We start from the raw sequence: 11,956 nt of genomic DNA on the forward strand, positions 1-11,956 counted from the left end.
CCCGGCCGGACACCGCCCCGACAGGCTCTAGTCCTCCAGCGGGGCGGTCCGGTGCCACGGACGCAGTGACTCCAACTGCTCCGCCACCCGCAGCAGTTCCCCCTCCGAACCCGGCCGCCCCACGAGCTGTACGGCGGCCGGAGCACCCGACGGCAGCGTGCCGAAGGGCACCGCCATCGCCGGCCAGCCGGTCAGATTCCACGGCGGGGTCATCGGCGAGTAGTTCGTGTTCGCCAGGACATTGCGCAGCCAGCCCCGCTCGTGCCACGGCCCGGACCGGGGCGAGCGCCGCGCCAGCGCCGGGGTGAGCAGCACGTCGTACTCCGCGAAGAACGGCTCCAGCCGGCGCCGCAGCCCCTCCCGCGCCGCGCCGTCCCGCACCCGGTTCACGAACCGTCGGCCGATCGCCGCGTGCACCCGGGTGCGCCGGGTCAGCAGCCGGCTGTCGAGACCGGCCGCGTCCACCGCCGTGCCCGCCGTCCAGTGCGCCAGCGACGTCACCGACAGCGACAGCGGATACGGCGGCTCGGCCCGCCGCACCTGATGGCCCGCCCGCATCAGCACCCCCGCCGCGTCCCGCGCCGCGCCCGCGTACGGCGCGCTCACCCCGACCCCCGCCAGCGGACTGCGCGCCGAGACGGCGATCCGCAGCGCCCCGGGCGCCTCCTCGGGCGGTGCCACGTCGGCGGCCGCGAGGACCGACAGCATCAGCCGGAGGTCCGCCACCGTCGTGGCCAGCGGGCCGTTCTCCGACATTCCGAACCAGTCGCCCTCACCGATCCCCGCCGGCACCACCCCGTGGCCCGGTTTGATGGTGACCAGACCGCAGTTGGCCGCCGGGATGCGCAGGGAGCCCATGCCGTCGTTGCCCAGCGCCAGCGGCACCATCCCGGCGGCCACCGCGGCCGCGCTGCCGCCGGACGAACCGCCCGCCGTGCGCGAGGTGTCCCACGGATTGCGGGCGGTGCCGTACACGCCCTCGGTGGTCCCGAAGACACACAGCTCCGGCACATTTGTCAGCCCCACGACCACCGCGCCCGCCGCCCGCAGCCGGGCCACCGTGACATGGTCGGCGCCGGCCGGCGTGTCCGGGGTCGCGGCCGACCCCACGAGCGTGGCCTCGCCCCGTACGGCGATGTTGTCCTTGACCGCCACCGGCACCCCGGCCAGCGGCAGTTCGGCCAGGTCCGGGCGGGCGGCCACCTCGTCGGCCTCGGCCAGCGCCGCTTCCGTCCGCACCACGCGGAACGCCCCGATGCGCGCGTCCAGCCGCTCGATCCGCGCCAGGTGCCCGGCCACCACCTCCCGGGGCGCGGCCTCCTTCGCGCGTACGGCGGCGGCGATCTCGACGGCGGTCCGGCCGGCCCAGTCGGTCACGGCGACTCCCTCGGTGTGCGTGGCGTTACTGACGAGTACCCAGGAGAACTGTGCCGCGCCGCCGGGCCCACGTCGAGAGGCCGTCACGGCGATGGTTCTCCTGTGGTCGCCAGCCGGGTCGGCGGCAGGTACTCGCGCACGTACGTCCGCTCCCAGCACGCGCCCGTCTCCCGCAGCTCGCGCCAACTCGTGTACCGGTAGCGGAAGAGGCGGGCCCGGATGTGCCGGGGCGGCCGGTCCGGCGGGAACGGGGAGCGGCGCAGCAGCCTCAGCGTGTCCCGGTCGTTCTCCAGGAGCCGTTCCACCAGCGCTCCGAACCAGGCGCCGGCGTAGGAGGGGGAGAGCGCGGCGAACCACATCATCCAGTCGAGCCGCAGATGGTAGGGCGCGAACTGGCGCGGCCAGCGCCGTGGATCACCCGGCTTGCCCTTGAACTCGTACTCCCGCCAGTCGGAGTCCTCGCGCGGGACCTCGTCGAGCGTGCCCTCGACGACCACCTCGTGCCGGACCCGGCTCACGCTGCCGAACGCGCCGTAGGTGTTGACCAGGTGGAGCGGGTCGAAGGAGCGGTTCATGACCTGGCGGCGGGAGAGCATGTTGCGCACCGGGCGGTGGCTCAGGAAGAGCAGCAGCGCGGCCACGGCGCACACCACCACCTCGTACCAGAGCGGGGCGGCGGGGAAGGAGCGGTCGCCGGAGGGCAGGGCCAGGGCGGACACGGCCAGCACGATGGTGATCCAGTTCAGCCAGGAGAAGTTCCCGGAGAGCACCAGCCAGAGCTGGGTCAGGATCATCAGGGCCGCCGCGGCCGTCGCCAGCGGCTGCGGGGTGAAGAGCAGGAACGGCACCGCCAACTGGGTGACATGGTTGGCGGCCACCTCGACCCGGTGCAGCGGCTTCGGCAGCCGGTGGAAGAACCAGCTCAGCGGGCCGGGCATCGGCTGGGTCTCGTGATGGTGGTCCAGGCAGGTGAGCCGGCGCCAGCACGCGTCGCCGCGCATCTTGATCAGCCCCGCCCCGAACTCCACCCGGAACAGGATCCAGCGCAGCAGGAACAGCACCAGCACCGGCGGACCCACCTCGTCGTTGCCGAGGAACACCGCGAGGAACCCGGTCTCCAGGAGCAGGGACTCCCAGCCGAACGCGTACCAGGTCTGGCCGACGTTGACGATCGACAGGTACAGCGCCCAGGGCAGCGCCCACAGCAGCATCGCGGCCCACAGCGGAAGCAGCCCGTCCACCCCCGCGATCAGCGCCGCCGACAGCGCGCACCCGGTCCAGGCGCAGCCCGCGAAGAGCCGGTCGGAGTAGCGCCAGTGGAACAGGCTCGGCGCCCGCCGGAAGCCCACCCGCGCGGTGAACCGGGGGACCGGCAGCATCCCGCGCTCGCCGAGCAGCGCCCGGAACTGGAGGGCGGCCGTCAGGAACGCCACCAGGTACACGGCGGCCAGCGCCCGCTGGAAGACCAGCCGGCTCAGCCCGTACTCGGGTGCGGTGAACCACTCCACGGCCGTGCGCTCCTTCGTTCCATTCCGGACCCGTCACCCAGGGTGTCCGCGTCCTCCGTTTGCGTAACCCTGGCGAGTGAAGCAGACAATAAGGGACGAAGTGCCATCGACATGACATCGGGTGATACGGGAGAACGCGGTGCGACTACCCACGACAGTCCTTCTCACCGTCGCCGCGATCGCCGCGACGGTCCTCGCCGCCGGGCGGGGCGACGCCGGTACGGATCCGGCACCGGGCACCCGCCTGGTCGTCCCGGCCGGGGAGGCGCGCGACGCGCTCGCCGAGCCCTTCGGCTCCGACCTGGAGTCGGGTCTTTCCCCCGACGGTCTTTCCCCCGACGGCCTCTCGCCCGATGGCCTTTCCCCTGACGGCCTCGGTCCCGAGACCGTTCCCGAGGTGCCCGACCTGCCCGACGGCGGCGGTCTGGTCCCGGACGGGCCCGACGAGTCCGACACGGCCGACGCCGACGGACTGGTCCCGGAAGAGCCCGACGCCGGACTCCAGGGACTCCAAGAACTCCAGGAAGCCGGAGTGTCCGCCGACACCGTCTTCGCCAGTCCCGTCGACGCCCTCACCGGCGGACGGTGACCCTCGGCCGCTCCCCGGTCGAAGAATCGGACAAACCCTGGCAAGGTGGGCCCATGGTTGATCGGGGAGCGAGCGCCCTGTCACTCCCGGACGACTGGCCCGCCCACCCGGATCCGATCCTGGCGCTCAACCGCATGGGCAGCTTCGACTGGGACCTCGACTCGGGGCAGTTCCACATGGACGCCCGGGCGCACGAGATCTTCGACCTCAGGCCCGACGAGTTCGACGGCGACCCCGCCTCCCTCGGCCTGCGCGTACCGCCGGCCGAGGGCATCCGCCTGGACGAACTGGTCTCCCAGGCGATCAAGGACGGCAGCGAGAACTACGGCGCCTACTTCCGGATGCGGCTGCGCGACGGCACCCTGCGCTGGACCCACACCCAGGGCTACATCCGGCGCGACGGGACGGGCCGCCCGCGCCGGATCGTCGGCATCGTCCGTGACGCCACCGACGAGCTGAGCGCCCTCGCCGCCCGTGCCGACGACGCCTCCCTGGACGACGCCCGCCGCGAACAGACCAACGTCGTCCAGCTCACCACCGCCGCCCTGGCCCACGCCCGGACCGTGCAGGACGTCATCGACGTCCTCAAGGACACCCACGGGCTCACCCACCTCGGCGCGACCAGCCTCGTCATGGGCCTGGTCGAGGCGGGCCGCATCCGGCTGGTCGCCGAGGGCCCCGAGGGCAGCTTCGTCCCCGGCACCCTCGTCACCCGGATCGACGAGCCGTACCCGATGAGCGAGGTGGTGCGCACCCTCACCCCCCGGTTCATCGAGTCGCCCGAGGAGTTCGCGGCCGGCTACCCCGTGCTCTGGCCGCACATCACCGACCTGAAGATCACCTCGGCGGCCTATCTGCCGCTGATCGTCCAGGCCCACCCGATCGGCGCGATGGGCCTGCTCTACAGCAACCGCGCCGGGTTCACCCAGGAGGAGCGCAACATCCTCGTCGCGCTCGGCAGCAGCATCGCCCAGAGCCTCCAGCGCGCCATGTTCTACGAGCAGGAGAAGGACATCGCGCAGGGCCTCCAGCAGGCCATGCTGCCGCGCACCATCCCCGGCGTGCCCGGCGCCGACATCGCCGTCCGCTACCGCGCCGCCACCATCGGCGGCTCCCTGGGCCGTGACATCGGCGGCGACTGGTACGACGTCATCCCGCTGCCCGGCGGACGGGTCGGCGCGGTCATCGGCGACGTCCAGGGCCACGACACCCACGCGGCCGCCGTCATGGGCCAACTCCGCATCGTCCTGCGGGCCTACGCCGCCGAGGGCCACACCCCGGCCACGGTGATGGCCCGCGCCTCGGTCTTCCTGCACGAACTGGACACCGACCGCTTCGCCACCTGCCTGTACGCCGAGGCCGACCTGTCCACCGGCGTCGTCCAGCTCGTCCGCGCCGGGCACATCGACCCGCTGCTGCGCGACCGGGACGGCACCTGCCGGCGCATCTCCGTCCCCGGCGGGCTGCCGCTGGGGCTCTCCGCCGAGTTCGGCAGCCTCGAATACCCCGTCGGCACCATCGAACTGGACCCCGGCCACACCCTGCTGCTGTGCACCGACGGCCTGGTCGAACAGCCCGGCGCCGACGTCGACGACGGCATGCTCAGCCTCTCCGCCCTGATCGCCACCGGCCCGGAGGACGTCCGCGGGCTCGCCGACCGGCTGATCGAGGTCGCCGAGGAGCGCGGCGGGGACGACGACGTGGCCCTGCTCCTGCTGCGCCGGCGCGGCCAGGACACCCCGCGCACCGGCGGCCGGCTCCAGCAGCACGTGGCACCCGGCGACCCGGAGGCCCTCACCGGGGCCCGCCACATGATCCGCGCCGCCGTCCGCGCCTGGGGCGCCCGCGACCACGCCGACGAGATCGAGCTGGTCGCCGACGAACTGATCACCAACGCCCTGATGCACACCGAGGGCGCCGCGATCGTCACCCTGCGGGCCTTCACCGGCGCCGACCGGCGGCTGCGGGTCGAGGTCGAGGACTCCTCCAGCGCCCTGCCGCGCCGCCGCGAGGCGGGCGAGTCGGGGGTCTCCGGACGGGGACTGCTCCTGGTGGACCTGCTCGCGGACGTCTGGGGCGTGGAGGCGCGGGGCGGCGGCAAGTGCGTGTGGTGCGAGTTCGTCGTACCGGACGAGTCCTGACGCCGCCGCTCCGCAGCGCCTGCCGTCCCGCGTGGCACTCTGGAACGTATGCCGGAACTCCCCGAGGTCGAAGCGCTCAAGGACTTCCTCACCGAGCGTGTCGTCGGCCGAGAGATCGTGCGCGTCCTGCCGGTGGCGATCAGCGTCCTGAAGACGTACGACCCGCCGCTCACCGCCGTCGAGGGGCACGAGGTCACCGCCGTGCACCGGTTCGGGAAGTTCCTGGACTTCCGGACGGAGGGCGGACCGCATCTCGTCACGCATCTCGCGCGCGCCGGCTGGCTGCACTGGCGGGACCGGCTGCCCGACGGACCGCCCCGGCCCGGCAAGGGACCCCTCGCGCTGCGGGTGGCCCTGGAGACGGGTGAGGGCTTCGACCTGACGGAGGCCGGCACCCAGAAGCGGCTCGCGGTGTACGTGGTCCGGGACCCGGCGGAGGTGCCCGGGGTGGCCCGGCTCGGCCCCGACCCGCTGGCCCCGGACTTCGACGAGGAGCGGCTGGCCGCACTGCTGTCGGGGGAACGGCGTCAGCTCAAGGGCGCCCTGCGGGACCAGAGTCTGATCGCGGGGGTCGGCAACGCCTACAGCGACGAGATCCTGCACGCGGCCCGGATGTCGCCGTTCAAGCTGGCCGCGTCACTCACCCCGGCCGAGATCCACACGCTGTACGAGGCCCTGCGCGGCACGCTCACCGAGGCGGTCGACCGCTCCCGGGGCCTGGCCGCGGGGCGGCTGAAGGCGGAGAAGAAGACGGGGCTGCGGGTGCACGGGCGGACCGGGGAACCGTGCCCGGTGTGCGGGGACACCATCCGCGAGGTGTCCTTCAGCGACTCGTCGCTCCAGTACTGCCCCACCTGCCAGACGGGCGGGAAGCCGCTGGCGGACCGCCGGATGTCCCGGCTGCTGAAATAGGCGCCGACCTGAAACAGGCGCCGACCTGGAACAGGCCCTGACCTGGTAGATCGCCTCGGCGGCTAGTCCACCGGCAGGGTCACCAGGTGTTCGCCGGTCGCGGTGCGCAGCTCGTAGCGGACGATCTCCTCGGGGTGCCAGGCGGCACCGCCGTGCATGGTGTTGGGGCGGGCGTCGTGCAGCGGGACGGTCCAGCTCGTGACGGTCTGCTCGGAGCCGTCCTGGCCGATGGCGACCAGCCGGCAGGGCCGGGGACCGGCGCCGTCCTTCACCTTCAGCTCGATCTGGCTGCCCCAGGCCGCGTCCTCCACGGTGACCTCGGCCCACACCCCGGACTTCTCGTCGGTCGCGGTGACCCGGACCGGGTCACCGCCGCCGTCCCCGCCCGCCATCATCGCGACGGCGGGTCCGGCGAGGGCCACGACCACCGAGGCGGCGAGGGCGAACATCAGCCGGCGCCGGGCGGCCCGCCGCCTGGCCGCCACCTCACCGAGCAGCCGGTCGAGGAGCCGCGGCCCGGGACCCGCGAAGGGGTGCACCGTGCGCGGGGTGGCGCGGCGGTAGAGCATCATCTGCCGTGCGGTGGGGCCGAATTCGGTCACCTGCGCGGTGCAGCTCGCACACTCCATGAGGTGGTCCTCGAAACGGAAGGCTTCCGCCTCGTCCAGCACGCCGAGCGCGTACGCGGCGACGTCGCGATGCCTTTCCAGGGACCTCATGCCGAAACCTCGTGCCTTTGGGTGCCAGTGGGGTTACTCCTTGCTCCCACCGGTACGGACCAGGCACCCGAATCACTCAAGCCACGTACCGAATCGTGACCCAGGTGTTCGGAGCGGTCGCGCGCGCGGATTGGTGTGAATCTAGAAAAGATGAATCGCCAGGTGGCCGAGGGGCAGACCGAGCTGCCAGGCGGGCGTCCACACCTTCGGACCCTCGTCCTCGCCGGCCGGGGCGCCGCCCGGAACCGCGTTCAGATCCGGCGCCAGCAGCTCGGTCTCCTCCAGCCAGCGCCAGGCGGCCTCGGCCAGATCGAGATCGGGGGCGGGGGAGTCCGACCGGGCGGCCTCCGCCTTCAGTTGAGACATACGTTCCGCGACCCAGTTCTGCCACGGCTGGTCGTACGCCGTGAGCGAAAGCCAGGTCTCCAACTGAGTCACGACCCGGATGCCGGGCAGTTCCCCGTCGGTGTCGGAGAGGAAGATGGTCAGGGCCAGCGCGTCGCGCCCGGCGCGGAACTCGAAGGACGTCGGCGGCATGAGATCGCCGGTCCGCAGCAGTTCGTCGGCGATGTACTCGGCGTACAACCAGGCCATGGGAACGGTGAGTTCACCGCCGCCGGGGCCTTCCGTGCTCCGATGACCTCTGTGCAGCATCCCTTCCTGCCTTCCTCCGGTGCGTGCGCGTCGCCCGATGCCGGGATCGCCGGTCCGGAACACGGATAAGGACACCCGACTGCTCAACCGAGGTCCACGGCAAGGCACTTTACGGAGGTTTGACTCGACGCCGGGTTTCAGCCCAGGTCGGGCGCGTAACCGGGAAGCACCCGGCGCAGGGCGCGCAGCGCGTAGTACGCGCGCGACTTCACGGTACCGGGCGGGATGCCGAGGGTCTCGGCGGCCTCCGCCACACTGGCCCCGCGGAAGTACACGAGCACCAGGACGTCACGGTGTTCGGGAGTGAGTGTCTTCACAGCCTCGCGCACATCGAGGGTCGCGGCGGCCCGTTCGGCGTGGTCGGCGCAGACCGGCGCGTTCTCCAGGACGGCGTCCCCGACCTCGGCGGGGCGCGCCTGCCGGGCCCGGCGCGCGTCTATCGCGAGCCGCCGGCCGACGGTGAGCAGCCAGGGCCGTACGGAGTCGAAGGCGTCGGCGCGCAGCGCCTCGGGGTTCTGCCAGGCGCGCACCAGGGTCTCCTGGACGAGGTCCTCGGCGCGCTGGCGATCGCCGTCGCAGAGCCTCAGGAGCAGCGCGAAGAGCGGCCGTCCGTGCTCGCGCTGGAGTGCGGCCAGCTCGTGCTCGGCGGTCGTCGTCCTGGTGGTGAGGGCGGTCCCGGCGGTCATGCGCGTATGGCATCGCAAGGGACGGTTTCGGGACAGGGCGCGCACGCGGGCGTGCGGCGGACGGTCGATCGCGTCGGCGAACGGTACGACGAACGGTCGGACCGCGCCGACCGCGCCGACCGCGTCTAGGCCGATCGCGCGCATCGGGCCGGGCGACGGGAGTGCCGGGGCGTCCCCTTCGCGTCGATGAGCTAAAGGTGGTACGTGCGTAAATATGACAATGCGTCAGAATTGAGGTGAACCGGTGTTCCTCGCCCGCAGACACCAGGTGGCGCTCGCCATGACCGCGATCCTCGCCGCGGCCGCCGCCTGCCAGGCCCGCGACGACCGCCCGGCGGACCGGGCCGGGAACCCGGCGCCGGCCGCCGGCCGCGGCTTCACGCTCGTCGCCTCCGGTGACATCGTCCCGCACGACTCGGTCATCGACCGGGCGCGCTTCGACGCCGGCGGCGCGGGCTACGACTTCCGCCCGATGTTCGAGGGCATCCGACCGGTCGTCTCCCGCGCCGATCTGGCGCTGTGTCACATGGAGACCGTGTACGGCGCGGACGGCCTCTACACCGGCTACCCGGTGTTCAAGTCCCCGCCCGAGATCGCCCCGGCCGTCGCCGCGACCGGCTACGACGGCTGCTCCACCGCCTCCAACCACAGCCTCGACGACGGCGCCGCCGGCGTGCAGCGCACCCTCGACGCGCTCGACGGCGCCGGCGTGCGCCACGCGGGCACCGCGCGCACCCAGGCCGAGGGCAGCGCGATCACGCTGATGCGCGCCGGTCCGGCCCAGGTCGCCCACCTCGCCTACACCTACGACACCAACGGCATCCCGCTGCCCGAGGGGCAGCCGTGGACCGTCAACCTGATCGACGAGGGCCGTATCCTCGCCGACGCCAAGGCCGCCCGGCAGGCGGGCGCCGACGTGGTCGTCGTCTCCCTGCACTGGGGCACCGAGTGGCAGGACGCGCCGGACGACCGGCAGGTGACCCTGGCCCGCGCCCTCACCGCATCCCGCACCGGCGACCGCCCCGACATCGATCTGATCCTGGGCACCCACGCCCATGTCCCGCAGGCGTACGAGAAGGTCAACGGCACCTGGGTGGTCTACGGCATGGGCGACCAGGTCGCCGGCGAGATGTTCAACAACGCGGGCGCCCGCGACCCGCGCGGCAACCAGTCCACCGTCGCCCGCTTCACCTTCGCCCCGCCCGCGAAGGCCGGCGGCCGCTGGGAGGTGCGCAAGGCCGAGTTCGTGCCGCAGATGTACGACGTCGACGCGGGCCGGGTGGTCAACCTCAACCAGGTCCTCGCCCAGGGCGCGGCCGTCGAGGGCGTGCGCGACCGGATCCGGGACGTCGTCCTGAGCCGGGGCGCCGCCAAGGACGGGCTGGTGATGGGGGAGTAGGGGAGCCGGCGGCGGGTGCGGGGGCGGGCGGTCAGTCGTCGACGTCGACGTGGTCGAACGTCCTCAGCATCTCCCGCAGCACCCGTACGCAGGCCCGTACCTCCGCGTCGGTCAGATCGCCCCCGACCTGGCGGTTCAGGGTGTGCTCCCGGTCCAGGACGGTGGCGATCAGGGTCCGGCCCTCCTCGGTGATCCGGATGAGCGACGACCGCTGGTGCGCGGGGTTGGGGAGGATCTCCACCCACCCGTGCGCCGCCGCGTCGTTGACCATGCGCTGCACGAACTGCCGGCTCAGCGCCTGGATCCGGCTGAGCTGAGGGACCGTCAGATCGCCTTTGCGGCGCAGCAGATCGAGCACCGAGCGGACCCCGACGGACGCGCCCTCCACGGCCTCGCCCTGTTCGACCTTGCGCAGCGCGCGCCGGTAGAGCGGGCCGACCAGATCGAAGACCTCGGTGAGCCGGTGGCCGAGTTCGTCGGGTGGGAGGGGGCTGTCGGCGGGAGGCGGCGGGGCGGTGTCGTTCACCCCCACATCATGCACCCCCGGCAACATGACACCTTGGTTGCCAAATTCCTCGTAAGATGACACCTTGGTTGTCATGACTGCCGTTGCTTCGGACATGACGTACTTCGCCTCCGCCGACGGGGACCTCGCCTACCGCGAGGCCGGATCCGGCGATCCGCTGGTCCTGATCCACTCCGGATTCGTCGACCACCGGGTCTTCGACGACGTGATCCCGGCGCTCGCCCGCACCCACCGGGTGATCGCGCCCGACGTCCGCGGCCACGGCGCCTCCGCCAACGCCACCCGGCCCTTCCGCTGGCCCGACGACCTCGCCGCGCTGCTGCGCCACCTCGACGCGGGGCCCGCCGTCCTGGCCGGTGTCTCGATGGGCGGGGTGATCGTCACCGACACGCTGCTCGAACACCCGGAGCTGGTGCGCGCCGCCGTGGTGGCCGGCGCCTCCACCGGCGAGTTCCGGGACACCGACCCCTGGCACCGGGAGATCCAGGCGGAGACCGCCCGCTGCCTGGCCGCCGGGGACGTCGAGGGCTGGCTGAAGGCGTTCCTGAGCTTCGTGCCCGGCCCACACCGCACGCTCGACGAGGTCGACCCGGACATCCCGCGGCGGCTGACCGAGATGGCCCTGAACACCCTCTCCAAGCACAGGCCCGGAGAGAAGGACCGGCACGTGCGAGTGACCGACACCTGGTCCCGGGTGCCGAAGATCGACGTCCCGGTGCTCACCCTGAACGGCGCCCTGGACACCCCCGACGTGCTCGCCGCGGCGCAGCGCCTGGCCGACACCGTCCGCGACGGCCGGTCCGTGCTGATCGAGGGCACCGCGCACTACCCGATGATGGAGAAGCCCGAGGAGTTCACCGCCGTGATCACGGACTTCCTGCGCACCCTCTGACCGGCCGAGTCGGCCCGCGGCGGGCTACGGCACCACGGTCACCGGCCATCGCCCGGCCTTGACCAGCCGTACGGCCACCGATCCCACGATCCGGTGGCCGGCCTGCTCGGAGGCGCCCACCACCACCGCGTCGGCCTTCAGCTCGTCCGCGGCCTTCACCAGCCCGTTGTACGGGTCCCCGCGGAAGGTGTGGAACTCCCAGCGCACGTCGAATATCCCGCGCGTGCGCTCGGTCGCCTCCCGGATCTGCGCGACCAGGTCCTCCGCGATCTCGTCGGTCGTCTCCGCGACCGACACCCCGAGCGCTGCGCCCGCCGTCATCACGGGCTGGACGTACACCACCGCGAGCAGGGCGTTCTGGCGGCGGGCCAGACCGCCCGCGTAGGCCGCGGCCCGCAGCGACGAATCGGAGCCGTCCACCCCGACGAGGATCACCTTGGGGCCGTCCGTACCCCGTTCGAACCGGTGCGCGGGCTGCGGCGCGTGCTGTTCCGTCACCCCCCGAGGCTACCGAAACCCCCGGTGGCGCCCACCGCCCCCCACCCTTTCGACG

At 72.8% G+C, this 11,956-nt stretch carries 12 protein-coding genes; 5 read left to right on the forward strand and 7 right to left on the reverse strand.

Going from position 1 to position 11,956, the window contains the following annotated elements; genetic code table 11:
- Positions 1-27: 27 nt before the first annotated feature.
- Entirely contained in the window at positions 28-1,377 is a 1,350-nt protein-coding gene (locus tag AFM16_RS33415; RefSeq protein ID WP_078636157.1) for an amidase, read from the reverse strand.
- 83 nt (positions 1,378-1,460) lie between these two features.
- A complete protein-coding gene (locus tag AFM16_RS33420; RefSeq protein ID WP_078636158.1) occupies positions 1,461-2,885 on the reverse strand; it encodes a lipase maturation factor family protein in 1,425 nt (474 codons plus the stop codon).
- Between the two features lie 139 nt (positions 2,886-3,024).
- On the opposite strand from AFM16_RS33420, the gene AFM16_RS33425 reads away from it, so the two are divergent.
- The 3 genes from AFM16_RS33425 to AFM16_RS33435 are packed head-to-tail and all read left to right on the forward strand — an operon-like array spanning position 3,025 to position 6,527.
- The gene (locus tag AFM16_RS33425; protein ID WP_143648502.1) at positions 3,025-3,474 is read left to right on the forward strand and encodes a hypothetical protein; all 450 of its coding nucleotides are present in this window, start codon (positions 3,025-3,027) and stop codon (positions 3,472-3,474) included.
- A gap of 53 nt (positions 3,475-3,527) precedes the next feature.
- A complete protein-coding gene (locus tag AFM16_RS33430) occupies positions 3,528-5,615 on the forward strand; it encodes a SpoIIE family protein phosphatase (RefSeq protein ID WP_030798124.1) in 2,088 nt (695 codons plus the stop codon).
- A 48-nt stretch (positions 5,616-5,663) separates the two neighbouring features.
- Positions 5,664-6,527 (forward strand): Fpg/Nei family DNA glycosylase, encoded by an 864-nt coding sequence (locus AFM16_RS33435; protein WP_030798125.1) that lies wholly within the window; start codon positions 5,664-5,666, stop codon positions 6,525-6,527.
- A 62-nt stretch (positions 6,528-6,589) separates the two neighbouring features.
- On the opposite strand, the gene AFM16_RS33440 is transcribed toward AFM16_RS33435, so the two are convergent.
- The 3 genes from AFM16_RS33440 to AFM16_RS33450 all read right to left on the reverse strand — a co-directional run bounded on the left by AFM16_RS33440 (position 6,590) and on the right by AFM16_RS33450 (position 8,586).
- Positions 6,590-7,246: a zf-HC2 domain-containing protein gene (locus tag AFM16_RS33440; protein WP_078636159.1), complete on the reverse strand. Its 657-nt coding sequence runs from the start codon at positions 7,244-7,246 to the stop codon at positions 6,590-6,592.
- Between the two features lie 141 nt (positions 7,247-7,387).
- Positions 7,388-7,900: a hypothetical protein gene (locus AFM16_RS33445; RefSeq protein ID WP_030798128.1), complete on the reverse strand. Its 513-nt coding sequence runs from the start codon at positions 7,898-7,900 to the stop codon at positions 7,388-7,390.
- A gap of 137 nt (positions 7,901-8,037) precedes the next feature.
- A complete protein-coding gene (locus tag AFM16_RS33450) occupies positions 8,038-8,586 on the reverse strand; it encodes a sigma-70 family RNA polymerase sigma factor (RefSeq protein ID WP_030798129.1) in 549 nt (182 codons plus the stop codon).
- Between the two features lie 280 nt (positions 8,587-8,866).
- Here AFM16_RS33450 and AFM16_RS33455 point away from each other — a divergent pair, with 280 nt between their 5' ends.
- Positions 8,867-9,985, forward strand: a complete 1,119-nt coding sequence (locus tag AFM16_RS33455; protein WP_078637172.1) for a CapA family protein — start codon at positions 8,867-8,869, stop codon at positions 9,983-9,985.
- 31 nt (positions 9,986-10,016) lie between these two features.
- On the opposite strand, the gene AFM16_RS33460 is transcribed toward AFM16_RS33455, so the two are convergent.
- Positions 10,017-10,538: a MarR family winged helix-turn-helix transcriptional regulator gene (locus tag AFM16_RS33460; protein WP_078636160.1), complete on the reverse strand. Its 522-nt coding sequence runs from the start codon at positions 10,536-10,538 to the stop codon at positions 10,017-10,019.
- Positions 10,539-10,584: 46 nt separating this feature from the next.
- Here AFM16_RS33460 and AFM16_RS33465 point away from each other — a divergent pair, with 46 nt between their 5' ends.
- Complete coding sequence (locus tag AFM16_RS33465) at positions 10,585-11,403, forward strand: alpha/beta fold hydrolase (RefSeq protein ID WP_078636161.1); 819 nt, start codon at positions 10,585-10,587, stop codon at positions 11,401-11,403.
- A 24-nt stretch (positions 11,404-11,427) separates the two neighbouring features.
- Here the strand turns inward: AFM16_RS33465 and AFM16_RS33470 are convergent, their stop codons facing one another.
- Positions 11,428-11,901 carry a universal stress protein gene (locus AFM16_RS33470; RefSeq protein WP_078636162.1) on the reverse strand — a complete coding sequence of 158 codons (474 nt, stop codon included), beginning with the start codon at positions 11,899-11,901 and terminating at the stop codon, positions 11,428-11,430.
- Positions 11,902-11,956 lie beyond the last annotated feature (55 nt).

This window comes from Streptomyces antibioticus (genome assembly GCF_002019855.1).
GTDB classification, from domain to species: Bacteria; Actinomycetota; Actinomycetes; order Streptomycetales; family Streptomycetaceae; genus Streptomyces; species Streptomyces antibioticus_B.